Below are 22,565 nucleotides of genomic sequence, written 5' to 3'. Positions count from 1 at the left end.
AAAGCTTCTTTATTTATCCTGCTTTACGGAAAAACTAATGTAATAAAATAATTAGTTACCCACTTTAACTTACCGTGAACATTGCTTTTTTTTTAACACAATCAAATTATTCTGAACCTGTTATTTTTCAGTTTTAAAGTCCAGATAATTCAGATTGAAACCTCCTTTTTCGAAAACGATCTTAATTTTATTGATTCCGGAATTTAATTGAAGTCCTGATAAAGTGATCGTTTTCCAATTAGTATCTGAGCCAGTTGCAGGAAGCGCTATACTTTCTGATCTTTTGCCTTTTTCTATTTCAAAATAAATTTTACCATCATTTTTTGCGCTCGAATACCGAATCGACACTTTGTATGTTTTAGTTTTAGCAACCTCTGTCGTAAACAGCAACCACTCGCCATCTTCGATAAAGGAAACCTGATATCCATTTGAACCTGAATCCTTGCAAGGTAAAATATCAACCCCATCGTTTCGCATCATGTTTCCTTTATTCCACTCCTCAAAATTACCTGTTTCTACTCGATAATTTATAAAATCCTTATCAGAATAAGCCGTTTCACTGGTTCCCAAATCATATTCTGTTGCCGGAATCTTACCCGGAATTAAATGTTTTTTATATGGTTTTGTATCGTTGGTTTGCACTTGTCTGAACATCGCATCAATAACATCTGGTTTTACGGTCAGGTTTTCCATTTTGTAATTATCGGCCATTTTTAGTAATGCTTTTTTAGCGAAATCAACAGATGGTTTTGTACCGCCCTCTTTCCAATACTTTAATAAAACATCGTATTCAGGAATTTTATTCACTGACGTTACGCCTGCAATATTTTCTATTTTTTTCATCGGCCAAAAAGCCCAGCCAATATTATTATTTTCGACAAGCGAAATGGCTTCTTTAAACCAAACATTGGAGTTCTCTCCGCTTTCACCCAACCAAATCGGAACATTATATTGTTTTCTGTAATCGAGCATTTTCTGGATAGAACCTGTTGTATTGTAGTTCCAATATTTATGAAAACTCAACGCCATATTTTCATCCCATAGAGGAAAAATTCCGTTGTAATTGTTACCCCAGCAATTTCCTTCGATAAAAATTAAATGATTCGTATCAACTTCGCGAATCGCTTTGGTAACCGCAATCATTAATTCTCTTAAAGGACCGTTGGCGTTTTCATCGCAGCCATTTTTGTTGCTTCCGGTAAAATTCCAGTTCGGTTCGTTGATAATGTCGTAAGCACCTATCCAGGAATTATTCATGTAACGAGCCGCTAATTTTTTCCATAACGCAATCATTTTTTTCTGATTGGCTTCACTTTGCCAAAGCGATGGTTTTGTGGTATCATAATCCGAAATCGCAGCATCATTTCCTTGTCCGCCCGGAGCAGCGTGTAAGTCGAGAATAAGGTACATTTTGTTTTCGGCACACCATTTTAGCAAATTATCCGTCATGGTAAAACCTTCTTCGAGCCAAGTTATTTGACCATTTTTCTCGGCTTCAACTGGAGGCGTGTATAAATTATAGTGCATTGGCAATCGAACCGAATTAAACCCCCAAACTGCCAGCGAGTCAATATCTCTCTTTGTAATTCCGTTTGCTTTGTAGGCCGCATAAAATTCTTTTGTTCCTTCTTCTCCAATAACATCCTGAATTTTCTGCCTGATAACATATTGCGGACTAGCGAAAGACTGCGTTTGTAGCATGTATCCTTCCTGCACCATCCAGCCTCCTAGTCCGAGACCTCTTAATACTACATTTTTTCCGTTGCCATCAACAATATTTTGACCGTCTCTATGCAAAAAACCTTGCGCAAAAGACGCGATCGAAATCAATAGTTGAAGTATAAAAATTAGTTTCTTCATTTTATGTATTTAAAAACGGAACTTTATTGGCATTCAAATTAAAACCTCCAAAGTTTTGAGAAAACCTTGGAGGAATAGTTATGATTTATTTTAATAAAAAATCTTTTTTCAAGTTTGAAATCTGAATTGTAAATGTTCCTTTTTCAGCAATCCATTTTAAGTCCTGATTGACAAATTGAAGATCTTTTTGGTTCAATGTAAACTTTACTGTTTTGGTTTCGTTTGGCTCTAAACTGATTTTTTCGAATCTTTTTAACGCTTTTACTTCTGGTGTAATCGAAGCAAAATTATCAGACAAATAGAGTAAAACCGACTCTTTACCTGCTCTTTTCCCTGAGTTTGTAACATCAACCGAAACCTGAATTTCGTCTGTAGTACTGATTTCTGTTTTATCAATTTTTAAATTTGAATAAGCAAAAGTCGTGTAAGACAATCCCGTTCCGAATTCAAACTGAGGCAAATAGCTTTTTTCGTATTTGGCATCGTTATTTTGTTCATTTTCAGAAATGCTTTCGGTATATTTTCGATTGTATTTTTCTAATGAATTAGGGTATCTCGGGTAGTTATAAGGCAATCTTCCACTCGGATTTACATCTCCGTACAAAATATCAACTAATGCTCGTCCTCCTTCGTTTCCTGGTAAATAACATTGTACTACGGCACTCATTTTGTCTTCAAAATCACTGATTAATCTTGGTCTTCCTTCATTTAAAACCAAAACAATCGGCTTATTTAATTTGGATAAAGCCTGCGCTAATTTAATTTGTGACTTACTAATGTAAATATCGCTGATGTCTCCTGGAGTCTCTGTATAATTTTTCTCTCCCAAACACAATACTATTTTGGATGCATTTTTGGCCAATTCAACTGCTTTTGCAATTTCGGCATCATCCTCTTTTTCTAAATCAGCGCCGGGAGTATACAACACATTTTCTTTGCCTAATTTATTTTGAAATGCTTCCAGAATAGTCGATTTATCAGCAGCGTATACATCAGAGTTTTCGCCTTGCCAATTGTAAGACCAGCCTCCATTTAAGTATTTCATACTGTTGGCTGTTGCTCCCGTTACCAGAATTTTATCCGTTTTGTTTAAAGGCAAAACAGCATCCTTGTTTTTTAATAAAGTAATCGATTCGGCAGCTGTTTTGTAAGCTTCCAAAATGTGTTCTTCAGAACCAAATTTTGGGTAATCTTTTAAATTCGCTACCGTATTCTCGAACAAATTCAATTCGAACTTCATTCTTAAAATACGCGTTACAGCATCATCAATTCGGGACATTGGCACCTCTCCTTTTTGAACCAAATCTACCAAATCGGTGTAGAAAGAAAACTCTTCTGGCACCATGCTCATATCAATTCCTGCCATTACCGCAATACGAACAGCGTCTCTTTTGGTTTCGGCAACTTTGTGTCGTGTATTGAGGTAAATAATATCTTTCCAGTCGGTTACGACAACCCCTTTAAAACCCAATTCGTTTTTTAGAATATCGGTAAGCAAATGTTTACTAGAATGCACTGGTGTGCCATTAATTTCGCCCGAACTCACCATCACACTTTTTGCTCCGGCTTTTATTGCCGCCTCATAAATGGTTAAATCGTACTGTCTCAAAATACGTTCCGGGATAATACTTGGCGTCCTGTCTTTTCCTGTTGTAGTGCTTCCGTAACCAATGTAATGTTTCATACATGAGGCAACACTATATTTTGATCCTACATCATTTCTCTCAAAACCGTCCACCAAAGCCACGGCCATCTGAGCAGATAAATAGGCATCCTCGCCAAAAGATTCCCACATTCTTGACCAAGCTGGATTTCTAGGAAAATCTAAATCTGGGGAAAAAACCCAAGGAATAGAAGATGCTCTGGTCTCGTAAGCAGAGATTTCGGCACCACGTTTTACCAAATTAGTATTAAAAGTTGCTGCCAACCCAATTTGCTGAGGAAATAAAGTGGCTCCGGCCGTATAACTGGCACCATGAATAGCATCTATACCATACAAAACCGGAATTTTAAGCCTCGTTTTATTGGCTTCATTAGTTATCGCAGTCATGGTTTCCTGCCATCTTTTAGTCGTTGGCGCACCAGGGTTTGGCACATTCAGAATAGAACCAATATGATAATCCTGAATTCCTTGTTTTAGTTTTGCAGCATCAAAATAACCGGGTTTTGCGGGATCTTCAAAAACGGTAACCGTAATTTGAGTCATCTGTCCCACTTTTTCTTCTAATGTCATTTTTGATAATAATGATGCAACTTTAGCATCAATATCTGCTTTTTTGTTTTTGGTTTCCTGGCTCCATCCTGCTCCACAAATTAGGAAAGCAGAAAGGAGTAAAATAGCATTTTTCATTTTAAACTTTTAAATTAATATGATAATAAAAAACTCTAATAAATAAGAGTTTGCATGGCATGCGCCGGTATTGTAATTGTATTTTTTTGCAAATCAGAAGCTAGTTCATAAACCATTTCTTTATCTGATTGATTCATGACAACGGTTATTATTTTTCCGTCTGAGTTTTTAAATGACGTGCTCAATAATGCTGCATCATTTAATTTTTGATTGATTCTTTTGGCACCTGGACGAATAAATTTTGAAAAATGTCCGATATAATAATACATCGGAGTGAAAATTAATTCTCCCGAATTGGTATCGGCATGTATAGGAGCAAAACAAAAATTGCCAACATGATTGGGTCCGCCGTTTTGGTCTAAAAGAATATTCCAATCTGTCCAACCCACAGTCCCATTATTAAAATCATTAATCATGTTGAGACCGTAGCGCTCAGCATTTCCCCAAAATTGATATTTGACAGTATCAAATCGCTCTACGCAACCTTCTGTAAAAATTAAATTTTTAGTTGGAAAAGCTTCATAAACCTTCGCTACAGATTCGAATTTTGGTGGCCCGCCATTCCATGTTTCATACCAGTGAAATCCAATTCCCCAAGCGTACTTTGAAACTTCAGGATCTGAAAAAACAAGTTGCGCTCTTTTCTCTAGCATTTCGCCACGATTATGATCCCAGATAATTATTTTTTTAGAACCCAGCCCTTGATTGGCTAAAGTTGGCCCCAGAAAATTTTTCAGGAAATCTCTCTCGGCTTCAGGAGTATAAATACAAGACTCCCAACGCTGACTTGCCATTGGCTCATTCTGGATGGTTAATCCCCAGATTGGGATTCCCTCTTTTTCGTATTCTTTTATAAATTTGGCATAATAATTTGCCCAAGATTGTGCAAACTCAGGTAGCAAAACGCCTCCATGCAAAATATCATTATTATCTTTCATAAAGGCTGGAGGACTCCAGGGACTCACGAATAAAGTTAGCTTACCACCAGCTGTCTGAATTGCTTTTTTAAGTAATGGAATTCGATATTTTCTATCGTGATCAATAGTGAAAGTTTTCAAATCTTTATCCCCTTCCTGAATATAAGTGTAACTCTCGCTACTAAAATCACAACTATGAATGTTGGTTCTCGCCAAAGAGTAACCAATTCCTTTGTTTTTATCATAATAAGCTGTCAGGAATTCCTGCTGCTTTTGTGAAGGCAATTTGGCAAAGACTTCGGCACTTGCATCTGTAATGGCGCCTCCAATTCCTAGAAAAGTCTGAAAGGTTTTTGTGGCATCTACCGTTATGGAGACAGTCGCTTCTTTTTGTTCTGAATCTATTTTGGAAATAAAATCATTCGATAAAGACAATTTTAAATTTGAATTTTCGGCTGTTGTATAAACTTGAATTTTTTTATTTGAATTGAATGAAGAAACGCCAGAAGCTTGCCCATTTTTTAATGAAGAGCAACTTAATTGCAGAAATAGTACTGGAATTATTAAAATGCTACTGATTGATTTCATTGTATTTTCAAAAATTTTAAAGCTAATTAGCAGTTATAAAATCTGGGTTAAAAAAATCAAGACCCGACTTTCTGAGAATGTTTAATATACTAATGTTTGAATGGCGTGTGCTGGAATTTTTACAACTGTTTTTTCTGCTGCAATAATAAAATTGTACATAATCTCATTATCCGTATGATTCATTACTACTGTTGCCATTTTACCATCCGTATTCAAAAAAGAAGTACTTATGAGGTAACTTCTGCTCACTGATGTACTTACTCTCACTGCATTTGGGCGAATAAATTTTGAGAAATGCCCAATATAATAATAAGATGGTGTGTAAATAAGCTCTCCTGTTGTTGTGTCGGCATGTATGGGCGCGAAACAAAAATTGCCTACATGATTTGGCCCTCCAAATTGGTCTAATAAAATATTCCAGTCTGTCCAACCTACAGTTCCGTTATTAAAATCATGAATCATTGAAGACCCGTATCTCTCTGCATTTGGCCAAAACTGATATTTTGCCGCATCAAATTTCTCTACACAACCCTCGGTAAAAAGTAATTTTTTGTCAGGATAAGCTTCGTGCACTTTTGCTACGTTTTCGAAAAGAGGTTGTGCTCCAGTCCAGGTTTCATACCAATGAAAGCCCATTCCCCAAACATATTTTGAAGCTTCCGGATCAGAAAAAATAACATTGGCTCTGTGTACCATTAAATCTCGATTATGATCCCAAGCAATGATTTTTACACTTCCTAAACCTTCTTTTTTAAGCGTTGGCCCAAGGTAGCTTTTCAAGAAATCTCTTTCTGACTCGGCAGTATAAAGGCATGACTCCCACTTTTGGGTAGCCATTGGTTCGTTTTGAACAGATGTTCCCCAGATCGGAATCCCTTCTTTATTGTATTCTTTTATAAATTTGGCATAAAAATTTGCCCAAGGTTGAAAAAACTCTGGCAACAATGTTCCGCCCTTTAACACATTTTTATTGCTTTTCATGAAAGCGTTTGGTGACCAAGGTGCTGCGTAAGTGACTAACTTTCCGCCAGCCGTTTTAATGGCCGCTTTAATCATCGGAATGCGGTATTTGCGATCATGCTCAATAGAGAAAGTCTTTAACTCTTTGTCGCCTTCTTCGATATAAGAATAGCTTCCGCTGCTAAAATCAGAACTCTGAATAGTTGTTCTTAGCAATGAATATCCGATTCCTTTTTGGGTATCGTAATAAGCGTTTAAGAATTCGGTTTGTTTTTCTTTTGATAAGTTTGCAAAAATTTCTGCACTTGCATCAGTAATCGCGCCACCTATTCCAAGAAAACTCTGAAATTGTTTTGAAGGTTCTACAAAAACAGAAATTTCTGTTTCTGTGGGTTGCTGCGAGGCTGTAAAACTTAAATTATCTGTAGGGGTTAACCTTAATTTCGTATCTGCTGCTGTAGTATAAACAGTGATTTTTTTGTTGGTTGTTGTAAATTTCTGTAAATGCTTTTGACTCTTTTGCTGTGAAAAAACAGCCAAAGAAAAACATAAACAACTCGTAATTATAAAGCCAATTTTTTTCATTGTGCATGTTTTAGTAATAAGACTTTTTTACAAATCTATTTTTTTGAATTAGCCGACTTGATTTAAAAATAGCCCATAATCTAAAGAATATGGGCTATTCTACTAACCAAACTTAAACTCAAACTAACATCTTGATCGAATTTATTCCGGAAGATCAAAATTTTCAAATTGGTCTTTCAAATAAATTCATTTGGACTATTAACTTAAAATTTCTTAATTTTTAATATTGATCGTTTTGAACCATTTTGGTATTATTGAACTCACTATATGGAATTGGGAATGCTTCATTTTTACCTGCAGTAAAACCTTTGAATGCCAATTTAGAAGCAGCTTGACCAGTTCTCACTAAGTCATACCAACGGTGACCTTCTCCAGCCAATTCTAACCTTCTTTCTGCATATATTGCAGCTAAAGATACTGGTACAGATGGTAAACCAACTCTAGCTCTCACAGCGTCTAAAAGTGCTTGTGCTCTTGCTCCTGTTCCGCCTAATGCTTCAGCTTCTAACAAATAGGTGTCAGCTAAACGAATGATATAGGTATTGATAGCAAAATTAAGGAAAGGATTCGTCGCTTTGATATCGGCATTTACTGCTGCATATTTTATAAAATGATATCCTGTTTCGTTATAACTATCTGTAAATGTTATACGTCCAGCAGCTTTTTCTGCATTAGCATCAAAAATTGTAGAAGCAAAACGTGGATCTGTACTTAATGCATTTGCCAAATCGGTTGTAACTACCATGAAGCCCCAACCATTGATATAATCAGGCAAACCAGCTGTAACTCCTGTAGCTGTTCTGGCATAATCTCTCATACCCATTAATTGAGCGGCAACATTTCCTTCATCATTACCAGTCTCAAAATTACCCCAATCAGCATTTGATTTATCTGAATAAGCAATCTCGAAAATAGATTCTGTATTAAATTTATTAGCATGATTCCATAAGTCAGCAAAAGCTGGCATTAATTTATAACCATAACTGCTCATTTGGCCCGGAGTACCATTTACTTTTGCCAATTCAGCAGCAGCTTCAGCTTTTTTATTATCGTATAAATAAACTTTTCCTAAAAGTGCTATAGCAGCTCCTTGTGAAAAACGTCCTGATTCACTCGCTGGAATTGTAATTGGTAAATCTGCAATTGCTTCATTTAAATCTTTTTCAATTTGCGCATAAACATCTGCCGGTTTTGCCTGCAAAACGTTAGGAACTTCTGCTTTACTAAGCGGTACTAAGATCAAAGGAACGTTCTTGAACATTCTAACAATGTCAAAATAATAATAAGCACGTAATGTTTTTACTTCGGCCATGAATCTTGCTTTTTTAGCAGCATCCATAGGAACTCCAGGAAGTTTTTGAATCATAACATTACATCTAAAAACACCTTGGTAATAGTTAGACCATATTGCCGGGGGAATATTACTAGGGCTTACCGTATAATTTGAAGCCACCTGAAGACCTGGTTGGTCACCTGAATTACCTCCACCTGCATAAAAATCATCTGAAGCAGAATTTAAGAATAACAAAGGAGCAGTTTCCATAGATCCGGCAAATTTACCTACTTTATCATAGGCCGCCACCAAACCAGAATAAGCTTCTGTTTCGTTTCTATAAAAATCAGTTTCTAATACTACTCCATCTCCTTTTACCTCTAATTTTTCGTCGGTATCACACGCTCCAAGTGTTAATAACACTCCAAAAGCGACTAACGATTGTTTAAAACTTATCAGTTTCATAATATTTTATTTTTTAATTAAAATTGCAAATTAACACCTAACATATACGATTTTGCTTGAGGATAGTAACCTCTGTCAACACCTTGTACATTGTCCATTCCTGACGCTGTAGGGCCTCCAACTTCTGGATCAAAACCATTATATTTTGTGATTGTGAAAAGGTTTTCACCTGTTAAATAAAATCTAACTTTTTGCAAAGAGATTTTATTGATCAAATCTGATGGAAGAGAATATCCAACCTGAATCGTTTTGAATCTAAAGAAATCACCTTTCTGTAAATTAAAATCTGATGGATTACTGAAGTTTCTGTTTGTATCATCAGTAGTAACTCTTGGATAACTGTTTGTTGATCCCGGTCCTGTCCAACGACCTAAAACTTCTGTTTGGTAATTTGCATTAATGATATCTAACCTTCTTAAACCTTGGTAGATTTTATTTCCACCTGCTCCTTGACCAAAAACTAATAAATCAATTCCTTTGTAATCTAAGTTCAAAGTAAGACCATAAGTATATTTAGGCAATGAAGTCCCTAAGAAAGTTCTATCTTCTGCTGCAATTTTACCATCTCCGTTTAGATCTTGCCAACGGAAATCTCCCGGTTTAGCATTTGGCTGAATTACTACTCCTGCAGCATTTTGATAGGAATCAATTTCTGCCTGAGTTTGAAAAATACCATTTGTTTTAAACCCGTAGAATGAATTGTAAGCTTGACCTACTTGTGTTCTGTTTATTTCGTAAGAACTAGATTGTACGGTCTCATCACCAGCTATAAAATTAACTCCCTTGTCTAGATAAGTGATTTCATTTTTGATATAAGAGAAGTTACCATTAACCGAAAGATTCAAAGCACCAATTTTTTTACGGTACCCTAATTCAACATCAATACCTTTATTTTCCATACTAGCTAAGTTAGCATAAGAATCTCCTGATGCTCCAACATAACCAGGATTAGGAACTGGCATAATAATACCATCTGTTTTTTTGTTGAATAAATCTACCGTTAAGTTAAAATCACGTAAGAAACTCATCTCAAACCCAATATTGGCTTGTTTTGTTTCTTCCCATTTTAAATCAGGGTTAGGAATTGCGTTTGGACTTTGTCCCGGAATTGGTGTTCCTCCAATTGTATAGTTTCTCTTAATTCCAACAGTAGAAATATATAAGAAATCAGGAGAAGAGTCATTTCCAGTTACACCGTAACCTCCTCTAATTTTTAATGAAGTGATCGCATTATTTTCTCCCCAGAATCCTTCTTTAGATGGTACCCAACCTGCAGATACAGAAGGGAAAGTTCCGTATTTATGATTTGGTCCAAATCTAGTAGAACCGTCACGACGGATAATTCCGGTAAAAATATATTTCTCTTTATAATCGTAATTTAATCTTCCAAACAAAGACTCTACTCTGTGCTCATACGCTTGTGAGCTATACGCATTAGCAATTTTATCTGTAATAGGAACTTCAACGTTAAAAGAAGCTTCAGCATGCGTTGTTGCAGGCACCCCTTGATAAGTTACATCGTTACCAGATGAAATATTGTCTACGTATGTACCTTTACCAAGTAAAACACTAAAGTTATGATCACCTAATTTCTTAGCATAATTTAAAGTATTCTCCCAGTTCCAGCTAAAAGATTTTTTGTATGATCTGAACAATTCATTTTTATCTCTTTTAGTAGCTCCGTTTAAGAAAAACACTGGAGTAAAGTTATCAGAACCAAAAAACGCTAATTTACCACCTGCTGCAGATTTAAATTTTAAACCTGGTAAAATTTCAACCTCACCAAAAACATTACCAACAAAATTATCAGCAAAATCATTATTACCCAATCTTGTTTGTGTATATGCCAATGGGTTAGTATTTTCTTGCGTTACAATTGTCGAAATACCATAGTAATTTCCGTTTGCGTCTTTAAGAGCATTCGGATTATTTTGATAGATCGGTTGATTTGGATTTGTCTCGATAATTGGAGTCAATGGATCTAAGTTAATTGCTGAAGACAAAGGCCCACCAAATTCATCATTTGTGTTTCCAACACCAATCGTTTTTTCATGAGAGTAACCTAAAGTCTGACCAACTTTAAAATATTTTCCTAATTTATGAGTCGAGTTTAAACGAATGTTTTTTCTAGTATAATTTGAAATTTCAGAGGTTACGATCCCTTCTTGGTCTAATAATCCGAAAGACATATAGAATGTTGAAGTATCATTTCCTCCACTAAAACTTAATTCATGAGAAGTACGTTGTGCATTGTTATTAAAAATAGCATCTTGCCAGTTAGTACCTTTACCGTAATTAGTAGTTGTAGAATAAGGCGCCGGTCTTCCACCGTTCGTGTAAGCCTCATTCATGATGGTAACATACTGTGATGCATCAAGCAAATCAATTTTCTTTGCCGCTTGAGATACTCCTGAAAAACCTGTATAATTTACAGAAATCTTTCCTGATTTACCTTTTTTGGTCGTTACCAAGATAACCCCCGCAGCAGCACGAGAACCGTAAATTGCTCCCGAAGCACCATCTTTTAGCACCTCGATAGATTCAATATCAGATTGATTCAAGTACCCAATACCACCGTTGTCGATCATTACACCGTCTACTACCCATAAAGGATCGTTATTATTAAGAGTAGTAAAACCACGAATCCTGATTGTAGAAGCCGATCCTGGCTGACCTGCATTTGCAGCAATAGAAACCCCTGAAACCCTTCCTTGTAAAGATTGTTCGATTCTTGTGATAGGTAAACTTTCTAAATCTTTTGCTTTTACACTAGAAATTGCTCCTGTTACGACACTTTTCTTTTGTGTACCGTATCCAACAACAACAACCTCGTTTAAGCTTTGAGATTCTGGCCTTAATTGAAAGGTAATTTTAGTCCTTCCGTCTACAGCTTCATTAATCGTATTATATCCTACAAAACTAATTGTCAATGTACCATTAGATGGAACATTTATTTGAAATTTTCCATCGAAGTCAGAAGCAGTTGCTTTAGTTGTTCCTTTGATTAAAATTGTTGCCCCAGGGACGGGTAAGCCACTTTCGTCATTTATAATTCCATTTACCGTAACATCCTGTGCTACTGCGACAACAGAAAACAATAGAGACGAAATACAAAAAATAAGTAATTTTGTTAATTTCATTTTTCTAAAAATTTTGGTTAATTAATTAGTAATTTGATGCAATAATAAACTTAAATTTTCACTATTTATAATTAATTTTCATTACAAAAACACATCAAACGTAATATTAATACGCTACAAAAACACATCAATTTTTTTATAAACATTTATAAATCAATATTTTAATTATATTTTTATATTGTTAGAGAAATGTTAAGTCAACAAAATAAACACTACATCAAACAATTATGTTTATTTTTATCTAAAAATAGTACATCTACATCGAAATAGTAGACATATAACCAAACTATATATCTAAAAATAAGCTAATTACAATAAAAAACATCAAATACCTTGAAAAAATTATGAAAATGATAAAATCATATTTTATTATTGGTTTTTTTACACTATTCTCAGTTGCCCTTTTTGGCCAAGTGAAAGATATTGGACTTCCTGCCATCAAAAACTACAAAAGAACCGATTATAAAGGCGGAACTCAAAACTGGAATATAGATCAGGACACAAATGGGAACCTATATTTTGCAAATAATAGTGGTTTAATAAAGTTTGACGGATCTACTTGGCACAAATATTCACTCCCGAATAGCACCGCAATTAGAAGTTTGAAAATTGATGACTCAGGAAAAATATTTGTAGGAGGAAATAACGAATTTGGTTTTTTTAAAAGCAACGAAAAAGGAGAATTAAAGTATTTTTCTTTATCAAATTTAATCAGTAAGAAAGACAGCAAAAATATTAACCTAATTTGGAGAATACACATATATAAAGGCGAAGTCATCTTTCAATCTTTCACGAAAGTGTTTTTTTATAAAAATGACAAACTTCGTTTCATCGATGCCCCAAAGAAATTTCAATTTTCATTTTTAATCAATAACAAACTTTACTTTCAGGACAAATCACTAGGAATTCTGGAATACAAAAACGGCAAATTAATCGCAGTGCCAGGATCTGAATTTTTTAACGATAAAGAAATTTGGGCAGTATTTCCTCTTTCTAATAATAAATTGATTCTTGCCTCTCTCGAAAAAGGACTTTTTATAAGTGATGGCAAATCTATAAAATCATGGGAGACAGAAGCCAATAGCTTTATTAAAAAAAACACCTCGCTTGGCGGATCTATCATAAAAAACAAATTTATTGTGCTTAATACAGTACTCAATGGCATCATAATTTGTGATTTAAACGGAAAGATTATTCAACACTTAAACAGACAAAAAGGACTTCAAAACAATACGGTGCTTACTTCCTTTGTAGACAACAAGAACAATGTCTGGCTGGGACTTGATAACGGAATCACTTTTATTAACGAAAACTCCCCTTTTACCTATTTTGATTATAGTTATAACATCGGTACCGTTTATGCTTCTGTCGTGCATAATAACAACTTGTATGTGGCCACAAATCAGGGCTTATTTTACCACCCGTGGAGCAAATCATTTAAGGACGAGCCTTTTTATCGCATAGAAGGAACAATTGCACAGGCCTGGAACATACAGGTGATCAACAATACTTTACTGTGCGCCAGTAACAATGGTGCGCTAGTGATAGAACAAAACAGAGTTGCCAAAATACTGGACAGCAAAGGATATTTTGGTTTTAAAGCGATCCCTAAGCGTCCCGGTTATATTATTGGAGAAAGCTATAATGGCTTTTCGGTATTTAAAAGTGCTCCCAACGGGATCGATTATGTCAATCAAGTGGCCGGATTTGACCAAACTACCAATACGTTTGAAATTGAACTTGACGAGAATTATTTATGGCTCAAGAAAGATAATTATTTGTACCAAATGACCCTTTCGGAGGACTTAAAGAGTTTTGAATTTATTAAAAAACATACTGGAATTTCCTCACAGCGCAAAGGAATCGGCAGCTTACAATCGATCAATAATAAGGTTTATTTTCAAACCAAAAACCACTTTTACAGATATAGTAAAGAGCAGGAAGGCTTTTTTGAAGACAAAAAAACATCAGCTTTGTTTACAAAGACACCTACGTTAAAAGCTTTGATTGAGGATGCTTATGGTAATTTATGGTATGCCTATAATGAGTCACTGGGCGTTTTAGAAAAAAAATCAGATGGAACATATCATCAAAAGGAAGCTCCTTTTTCTAACTTAACCGGCAATTTAGTAAACAATTACATTTCTATAAATGCAATTGATCCTAATAATATTTTTATAGGATTAACGGATGGATTAACACATTATGACTCAAAAATTTCAAATAGTTTTATAACCAAACCTAGGGCTTTTATCGAAAGTTTTTCGTTCCCAGAAGATACTATTATAACAGGGAATCTTACCACCGATAAAGAAGAATTTGAATTACCTTACAGCTCTAATCACGTAAAATTTACCTTTTCGTCTCCCACTTTCGAAAATCAGGAAAACGTTATGTACTCTTATAAACTAGAACCATTTGAGGAAAACTGGCGCAATTGGTCTACTATTTCGATTAAAGAATACACCAACTTGAGAGAAGGAAATTACACTATGAAAATTAAGGCAAAAAACAGTTATGGTGTAGAGTCTAACGTTTCAGAAATTAATTTCACTATTTCGCCGCCGTGGTACAGACATTTTCTAGCTTATCTAACTTATTTTATATTGATTTTAGCGGCAATCTATTATACTACCAATCGAATAAAAGTAAAAATCAGAACCAATAAATATTACGAGACGATTGAGCAAAGAAGGCTTTATTTGGAAAAAGAATCCAAAATTAGACATGAACAACATGAACTTGAAAAAGAGATTGAAAAACTTAAAAATGACAAGCTTCAAATAAAAATTCTCGCAAAAGATAAAGAATTGGTTAACAATTCTTTACAGGTTGTAAAAAAGAACAAAGTATTAAACGGTATTATTCAGAAAATAAAAGATATTGACACACACAACTTAGATGACAGCACAAAATCTGAGTTTAATAAATTACATAAAAGCATTGTAAAGGAGGTGAATACCGATAAAAGCTGGAAAGATCTAGAAAAACACATCAAAAATGTACATTTTGATTTCCTAAAAAGACTCAAAGAAAAATACCCAACAATCTCGCCGCGAGAGCTGGATTTGTCAACGTATTTACTAATGAATATGTCTACCAAGGAAATTGCCGAAATTATGAATATCTCGACCGGAGGCGTTGAATTGGCTCGATATCGATTAAGAAAAAAACTTGGCCTTAATAAAAAAGAAAACTTAATTGGTTTTTTAATGAGTATCTAAAAGAAAAGCCATCCTGAAAAAAAAACAAGATGGCTTTTCTTTTGCGTTATTTTTAGCATTATGCGACATATTCTAATGTTCTTTCCAGAGCCATACCTCTTGAACCTTTAATTAGAATTGTATTTTTACTAAAATTAATAGTTTTTAGATAGGTCGCAAAAGACTCAAAAGTTTCAAAAAAATGAAGTATATCGCTTGAAATTTTATTCTCAAAAAAAGCTTTACCAATAAAATAACATACAGATTTTTCTTGATTTGATACTGAATCTACAATAGCTTTGTGCTCTTGATGACTCTCTTCACCGAGTTCAAACATATCGCCCAAAATCATTATTTTATTATGGCTATCCAATTGCAAAAAGTTAGCAATTGCTACTGCCATACTGCTCGGATTGGCATTGTACGCATCGAGAATTATTTCGTTACTGTCTTTTTTAAGCATCTGAGATCTATTATTTTCTGGAATATATCCTTCTATCGCCGATTGTATAGATGCGTTGTCTACCTCAAAAAAATGCCCAATTGTTACCGCAGTATTGATGTTATTTGAATTGTAAAGACCTATCAAGTGAGACTTTACAGCAAAATCATTGTAGTCTATGACAACAAAAGGATTTGCCGCAACTTTTTTGATATTTACGTCAGCATGCTCATTATTGATTCCGAAAGTAAAAGATTTTATATCATGCGATTTTTCTACCTGAATCGGGTCTTCAAGATTTACGAAAGCCATTTTTTTGCTATTCCTAAGATATTGGTACATCTCACTTTTTCCCACGATTACGCCTTCAACACCTCCGAAACCTTCTAAATGGGCCTTTCCAAAATTGGTGATATAGCCGTAATCAGGTTGTGCAATTTCACATAAAAACTCAATTTCTTTTTTATGATTTGCACCCATCTCTACAATACCTATCTCTGTTTCTGATGTAAATGACAATAAAGTCAAGGGAACTCCAATATGATTATTTAAGTTGCCTACAGTAGCTTTGGTCTTGTATTTTTTAGCCAAAACTACATTAATAAGCTCTTTGGTTGTCGTTTTACCATTACTGCCTGTTAAAGCAATGATAGGCAATTTTAAAAACAAACGATGAAATTTTGCCAATTCCTGCAATGTCTCTAAACTGTTCTGAACCAAAATAGTTCTCTGATCTATAAAATAAGCAGGGTTATCGATAATGACATATAAAGCGCCTCGGTCTAGTGCTTCTTGAGCAAAAGTATTAGCATCAAAGTTTTCTCCTTTAATAGCACAAAACATTGAGTCCTTCTCTATTTTTCGCGTATCTATTGATATCGATTTGCATTTTAGAAACAGGTTATGAATTTCTTGAATATTCATTTATAAAGATTTTTTATGGAATGTAAAAATAGAAAAGTTTCTACAAAAAAAATCCAAATTCCTGACTGAAATATTCAGTCTAGGAATTTGGATTTACTATTTTTTTGGAATTTTAAAAAACTTAATTCCTTGGTGATTTTCTTTTTTCAGATTTTGAACCTACTCTAGACATTGCACATCTAAATCCGATATAATCAGTAGCCATATCCTGAGGGAAATATCTTCTTTGAGCTGGATCTAACCAATAGGCTCTATCTCTCCAAGAACCTCCTTTGTAGACTCTTACATTATCATCGATCAAAGTAGTACGCTTGCTTGATTTGTCGTACTTTCTAATCATTGTACCTAAACTGTCTGTAGTTACATTGTGTTTTGGCGAGTTATACATCGCTTGATCTGCTTTGTTTTCTGCTTCATCTCCAAAATCAAAATACTTAGAGGATTGTTTATCACCATCTCTATAATTGATATTATCACTTGTACTAAAGTTTTGTCTCAAATATGTTTCCTGCTCATCAACCGGTACTTGAACAATTTCACCCGGAAGGTTTCTTGCTACAATCTTACCATTGCTTAAAGTATCATATTTAATGTTATCTTTTGTAACAATTTCAATTTTTCCGTCTTTACCAATTTTATTTTTACCATAAAGGTTACCTCTAAAGTAGTTAAAATCATTCGCCTCGTTATCGATCATAGGTCTGTAAACGTCTTGTACCCATTCTGCAACGTTACCTGCCATATCGTACAATCCGAAATCATTAGGAGCATAACTTTTTACGCCGTTAGTGATATCAGCTCCATCGTCAGACCAACCTGCAATTCCACCGTAATCACCGTTTCCTTGTTTAAAGTTAGCCAATTGATCTCCTTTATTTTTACGTTTTGACGAACGTGTATAATCTCCAGACCAAGGATATTTCTTTTGTCCTTTGTAGATGTTATATTCTCTTTGTCCAACATCTGCGGCAGCGGCATATTCCCACTCAGCTTCTGTAGGCAATCTATATTCCGGCAAGATAACTCCTGAAGAACGTTGTGCGTACACATTCTTTTCTTCTACACCATCTTTTCCAGCCTTAGGTCTTTTTCCTCTTTGATTTTTCTTCAAAACAAGCTCTTCGTTTCCTCCGTAAGTACTTGTTGGAGAAGCAACGTAAGTTTCAGTATTAAAAATACTTTCAGCAGTTACATCTTGTGTTTTAGCCCCTTTCTTAAGGTAGCCATTTTTTTCTAAAACTGCTTCGTTTACACGGTCAGTTCTCCATTTACTAAACTCAGTTGCCTGAATCCAGTTTACACCTACAACAGGATAGTTGGCATAAGAAGGATGTCTCAAATAGTTATTTGTCATCGTTTCGTTATAACCTAATCTGTTTCTCCATACTAAAGTATCCGGAGAAGCTCCTTCGTAAATGTTTTTGTAATTTTCTTCTGTTGGTGGAAAAACTTTCTTTAACCATTCTAGGTACTCAAGATACATACCATTGGTTACTTCTGTTTCATCCATGTAAAATGATTGAACGTGCTGTTGAGTTGGTGTGTTATTCCAATCATGCATAACATCATCCTGTACTTTACCCATAGTAAATGTACCTCCTTCAACAAAAACTAAACCAGGACCAGCCTGTTGTTTTTTTCCTGCATTTCTAGCAGCAGTTCCATTTTGACTGTCAACGTCCCAACCAGTTGCTCTAGAAGCATTGCTAGAACTTGATTTTTTGCTACAACTAGCCGTGCCCAACATCAATACCATTGACATCATAAATTGCAAGGCCACAATTTTGTTTACTTTCATACTCATTCGTAGGTGATAAATTTAGGTGCTGCAATATAATAATTAACATTTAATTAGCAACACCTGTTCTAATTAATTTTATTTAACTGTTTTTTGCAGAAAAATAACCTATAGTTACGAACGCAAAAATATACTTTTTATTATTTACTATAACATGAAATACTATATTTTTACTTACTTAAATTAATTTAAATTATTTTTGTTTTCTTTGAATATGAAACAAACCTTAATCTTATACTTTTTTCTCCTCCCAATTATCTCATTTTCCCAGATAAATGGCGCTTTTACAATAGATTGGCAAACCAAAAGAGAAATGGGGTTTGGAGAATCAAAATTTACTATTCCGTACTTTTCTGGGAGCGGTTTTAGGTTCGATACTACAAAAAAAAACATAATGTTACTGCTAAAAGTAGAAGAAGCCAACTATAATAACAGCAGCACAATCGAAATTTTGAATATTTTATACGAATCAATTCCTGTAGCTGAATTAGGAGATTTATCTCGTGAAAATATTCCTAAAAGCGTTAATGAAACGCTCAAAACGGTAAATTCCAGAGATAAAAAACAAACTTTTATATCCTTATCACCAATTATCTCTGACGGAAATGGTTTTAAAAAAGTAAAATCTTTCTCGTATACTATCAATAATTCTAATGCAAGAAACAGCAACAATTCTTCTTTTCAAAAAACGGCTCTCATCACAAATTCTGTTTTAGCTTCTGGAGATTGGTATCGTTTTTATGTTGAAAAATCGGGTGTTTATAAAATTTCTAGACAATTTCTGCAAAGTTTAGGTTTTGATGTTACAAAATCTGACCCAAGGAGAATAAAAATCTATGGAAATGGCGGAAAAATGCTTCCGTTGGCAAACAGCAGCTTTTATCCCGAGGATTTGACGGAAAATGCGATTCAAATAATGGGCGAAAGTGACGGCAATTTTGGCAATGACGACTTTATTCTTTTTTACGCAGAAGGTATTGACACCTGGAGCGATGAAAATCAAACCAACATCAATTTATACGACACTAAATCTTATTATTACATTACAACACAAGGTGGTGACGGGAAGCGAATTGCCGCAAATATCCAACCAACCGGAAACGCCACTCTGGAACTCAATACGTTCGACGACCATCAATATCACGAAATTGACCTTACCAATATTGCACATCTGGGACGCCAATGGCTTGGAGAATCCTTTGACATCAATCAAGAGCAGGAATTTGACTTTAACTTTCCAAACATAGACCTAACCGTGCCTGTTAAAATAGCTGTAACAGCGGCTTCGGCGGCTTTTACACCAACTTCTTTTACTGTTTCATCAAACGGACAAACCATTGGAAACATCTCTTTTAATGCCTTAACAACAAATTCAGAGACAAAGTATTTCTCCGGAAAACTTAATCCCAACAGCACTTTTACAGGCAGCGAAAATCTAAAAATAAAATTATCATACAATAATAATGGAGTTCCGGGATCAAAAGGATATTTAGATTTTATCAATTTAATTGCCAAAAGAAGATTACTAGGCATTGGGAAACAATTTCAATTTCAATACGATTTAGCAGGCTCAACAGCAGGAATTGCAAATTATACAATTGGAAACGCCACTTCAATCGCTCAAATTTGGGACATTACAGACCTTTATAATATATCTTCTTTTCAGAACAGCAATCAGGCAAGTTTTAGCTTTAAAGCAAATTTGGGAGAAATTAGAAAATATGTCGCTATTGATCCGAGTGATTATTATAATCCTTTAAAAGAAAATCAATCAAAAATTACCAACCAAAATCTAAAAGGAACACTTTTTAAAAACAATCAAAACGCCAGTCAGGATATTGATTATCTTATTGTAACACCCAAATTTTTACTTTCGCAAGCTGAAAAATTAGCCGCTTTTCATCGAAATTATTCTAACCTGAGTGTAAAAGTGGTCACTTTAGAAAACATCTACCAGGAGTTTTCGTCAGGAAAGCAAGATATCGCAGCCATCAGAAATTGCGTTAGATATCTATATGACAACGCTTCTTCTCCTGAAAAAAGAATCAAATACCTGAATCTTTTTGGAGACGCCTCGTACGATTATAAAAATAGAATTTCGAATAATACCAACATTGTACCGATCTATCACTCCTTAAATAGCAATACCATCGGAGAAAGCTCTTTTGCTTCTGATGATTTTTATGGTTTAATGGATGCTGATGAAGGCATTATAACTTCTTTTTTTGGAGGAATCGACATTGCAGTGGGCAGAATGTTAGTTTCGGATAATGCTCAAGCCGAACAACTGGTCAATAAGGTTCTGGAATACCACGACATTAAATCGTATGGTAACTGGCGCAATAATTTTGTTCTTGTAAGCGATGATTCCGACATAAATTCGGATGCCTCGTTGCAAAGCCGCCAAAATGCTCTGGCTGATGCTATCACAACTGAAAAGCCTTTTTTAAATGTAGACAAAATAATTCTGGACGCCTACACACAGGAAGCTTCTGCAGGAGGATCAAGATACCCTAAAGCCCGAACCGATTTTTTTAATGCTTTCGAAAAAGGTGCGCTCGTTTTTAACTATTTAGGTCATGGCGGCGAAGATGGATTAGCAGCCGAACGTATTTGGGAAAAATCAGATGGGCAAAACTTAAACAATCAGTTCAAATATCCTTTATTTATAACGATTACCTGCGATTTTTCACGTTTTGACGATCCGAGTCGCCCAACTGCAGGAGAATATACATTCTGGAATCCGAAAGGAGGAGCCATTGCCATGATTACTACGATTCGCGAAATTGGTCAGTTTAATGCTGAAAACTTTAATGACATTTTGGGTAAAAACCTGCTTTCTTATGGTTCAAATCAATACACAACAATTGCAGAATCGCTTCGACTTTCTAAAAATGAAAATCCGAGTTCATCAAGTAATGTCGTTTTTTATATTGGTGATCCTGCCCTGATGCTTGCGATTGCTAAACCTAAAATTATTTTAACTAAAGTGAATGATATTGCCATTTCACAATCCATTCCGGATTTTAAATCATTGGCCAAAATGAAAATCACGGGAGAAATTACAGATGAAAACAATAATTTATTGAGCAATTACAACGGAGAATTAGCTACTGCCATTTTTGATAAATTAATTACTACCAGCACTTTAAACAACGACGAAAATAGTCCTTCTATACAATTAAAAACTTTGGGAGAAACTATTTTTAGAGGAAATGCTTCTGTAACCAATGGTGTTTTCGAATTTAGTTTTATCGTTCCGAGAGATATTAGAATTCCGCTTGATAATGGAAAAATTAGTTTTTATTCGAAAAAAAATCAACTTTTTGAGAATCAATCTGGGTACAACAACCTTATTAAAATAGGTGGAATTAACGAAAATGCACCTCAAGACAATATTAGTCCAAAAGTGAAGTTATATATGAATGATGAAACTTTTGTTTCGGGAGGAATCACAAACGAATCTCCGTTTCTGTTAGCGTTTCTTGAAGACGAAAACGGAATCAATACTGCAAGTGGTATCGGCCATGATATTGTAGCTATAGTAGACGGAGACACTAGTAATCCTTATATTTTGAATGATTATTATCAAACAAAATTAGACGATTACACCAATGGAAATTTACGTTTCCCGCTAAGAAATTTAGCAGCAGGAATACACACTATAAGTTTTACAGCTTGGGATGTTTATAACAATCCGGTAACAAGTGAGATACAATTTGTAGTCGTTGGCGATGATTCCCTTACATTGACACACGTTCTTAATTATCCAAATCCATTTTCTACTTACACCCAATTTTGGTTTTCCCACAACAGACCCTACGAACCACTGGATGTTCAGGTTCAGGTGATGACCATAACCGGAAAAGTAGTCTGGACAAAAAACCAAGTTATCACAACCGAAGGATTTTTATCAAGAGAAATAACCTGGGACGGCAAAGATGATTTTGGAGACCGCATAGGCAAAGGAGTTTATATTTATAAACTCACTGTTAAATCAAATTTAACAAATAAAAAAGCAGAAAAGTACGAAAAACTTGTCATATTATAATAATATATA

At 34.8% G+C, this 22,565-nt stretch carries 10 protein-coding genes; 2 read left to right on the top strand and 8 right to left on the bottom strand.

The genetic code is table 11. From position 1 onward, the window contains the following. Window positions 1-120 precede the first annotated feature (120 nt). The 6 genes from J3495_RS00090 to J3495_RS00065 form a co-directional block, all read right to left on the bottom strand. On the bottom strand, window positions 121-1,860 hold the full coding sequence (locus J3495_RS00090; RefSeq protein ID WP_210664528.1) for a cellulase family glycosylhydrolase: 1,740 nt from the start codon (window positions 1,858-1,860) through the stop codon (window positions 121-123). Between the two features lie 85 nt (window positions 1,861-1,945). Continuing rightward, window positions 1,946-4,210, bottom strand: a complete 2,265-nt coding sequence (locus tag J3495_RS00085) for a glycoside hydrolase family 3 N-terminal domain-containing protein (RefSeq protein ID WP_210664527.1) — start codon at window positions 4,208-4,210, stop codon at window positions 1,946-1,948. Between the two features lie 35 nt (window positions 4,211-4,245). After that, window positions 4,246-5,715, bottom strand: a complete 1,470-nt coding sequence (locus tag J3495_RS00080; RefSeq protein ID WP_210664526.1) for a glycoside hydrolase family 30 protein — start codon at window positions 5,713-5,715, stop codon at window positions 4,246-4,248. Between the two features lie 81 nt (window positions 5,716-5,796). Next, complete coding sequence (locus tag J3495_RS00075) at window positions 5,797-7,260, bottom strand: glycoside hydrolase family 30 protein (protein WP_210664525.1); 1,464 nt, start codon at window positions 7,258-7,260, stop codon at window positions 5,797-5,799. Between the two features lie 220 nt (window positions 7,261-7,480). Further along, entirely contained in the window at window positions 7,481-8,998 is a 1,518-nt protein-coding gene (locus tag J3495_RS00070; RefSeq protein ID WP_210664524.1) for a RagB/SusD family nutrient uptake outer membrane protein, read from the bottom strand. A gap of 17 nt (window positions 8,999-9,015) precedes the next feature. Beyond that, window positions 9,016-12,138 carry a SusC/RagA family TonB-linked outer membrane protein gene (locus tag J3495_RS00065; protein WP_210664523.1) on the bottom strand — a complete coding sequence of 1,041 codons (3,123 nt, stop codon included), beginning with the start codon at window positions 12,136-12,138 and terminating at the stop codon, window positions 9,016-9,018. A gap of 350 nt (window positions 12,139-12,488) precedes the next feature. Here J3495_RS00065 and J3495_RS00060 point away from each other — a divergent pair, with 350 nt between their 5' ends. Continuing rightward, a complete protein-coding gene (locus J3495_RS00060; protein WP_236025363.1) occupies window positions 12,489-15,362 on the top strand; it encodes a triple tyrosine motif-containing protein in 2,874 nt (957 codons plus the stop codon). Between the two features lie 58 nt (window positions 15,363-15,420). Here J3495_RS00060 and J3495_RS00055 read toward each other — a convergent pair whose 3' ends face one another. Together J3495_RS00055 and gldJ are read right to left on the bottom strand one after the other, a co-directional pair. Continuing rightward, window positions 15,421-16,707 carry a UDP-N-acetylmuramoyl-tripeptide--D-alanyl-D-alanine ligase gene (locus tag J3495_RS00055; protein ID WP_210664521.1) on the bottom strand — a complete coding sequence of 429 codons (1,287 nt, stop codon included), beginning with the start codon at window positions 16,705-16,707 and terminating at the stop codon, window positions 15,421-15,423. Between the two features lie 121 nt (window positions 16,708-16,828). After that, the gene (gene gldJ, locus J3495_RS00050) at window positions 16,829-18,505 is read right to left on the bottom strand and encodes a gliding motility lipoprotein GldJ (protein WP_210664520.1); all 1,677 of its coding nucleotides are present in this window, start codon (window positions 18,503-18,505) and stop codon (window positions 16,829-16,831) included. A gap of 214 nt (window positions 18,506-18,719) precedes the next feature. Between gldJ and porU the strand changes: the two genes are divergently transcribed. Then, entirely contained in the window at window positions 18,720-22,556 is a 3,837-nt protein-coding gene (gene porU / locus J3495_RS00045; RefSeq protein WP_210664519.1) for a type IX secretion system sortase PorU, read from the top strand. Window positions 22,557-22,565: the final 9 nt, after the last annotated feature.

The sequence above is a fragment of the Flavobacterium geliluteum genome, assembly GCF_017948595.1.
Taxonomy (GTDB): domain Bacteria; phylum Bacteroidota; class Bacteroidia; order Flavobacteriales; family Flavobacteriaceae; genus Flavobacterium; species Flavobacterium flavipigmentatum.
Note: the sequence above shows the minus strand (reverse complement) of the source record. Positions and strands in the feature narration are given on the sequence as shown.

Excerpts from the sequence above, each read along its gene's own strand:
- J3495_RS00090 (WP_210664528.1), bottom strand. The coding sequence starts at position 1,860 with ATGAAGAAACTAATTTTTATACTTCAACTATTGATTTCGATCGCGTCT.
- J3495_RS00085 (WP_210664527.1), bottom strand. The coding sequence starts at position 4,210 with ATGAAAAATGCTATTTTACTCCTTTCTGCTTTCCTAATTTGTGGAGCA.
- J3495_RS00080 (WP_210664526.1), bottom strand. The coding sequence starts at position 5,715 with ATGAAATCAATCAGTAGCATTTTAATAATTCCAGTACTATTTCTGCAA.
- J3495_RS00075 (WP_210664525.1), bottom strand. The coding sequence starts at position 7,260 with ATGAAAAAAATTGGCTTTATAATTACGAGTTGTTTATGTTTTTCTTTG.
- J3495_RS00070 (WP_210664524.1), bottom strand. The coding sequence starts at position 8,998 with ATGAAACTGATAAGTTTTAAACAATCGTTAGTCGCTTTTGGAGTGTTA.
- J3495_RS00065 (WP_210664523.1), bottom strand. The coding sequence starts at position 12,138 with ATGAAATTAACAAAATTACTTATTTTTTGTATTTCGTCTCTATTGTTT.
- J3495_RS00060 (WP_236025363.1), top strand. The coding sequence starts at position 12,489 with ATGATAAAATCATATTTTATTATTGGTTTTTTTACACTATTCTCAGTT.
- J3495_RS00055 (WP_210664521.1), bottom strand. The coding sequence starts at position 16,707 with ATGAATATTCAAGAAATTCATAACCTGTTTCTAAAATGCAAATCGATA.
- gldJ (WP_210664520.1), bottom strand. The coding sequence starts at position 18,505 with ATGAAAGTAAACAAAATTGTGGCCTTGCAATTTATGATGTCAATGGTA.
- porU (WP_210664519.1), top strand. The coding sequence starts at position 18,720 with ATGAAACAAACCTTAATCTTATACTTTTTTCTCCTCCCAATTATCTCA.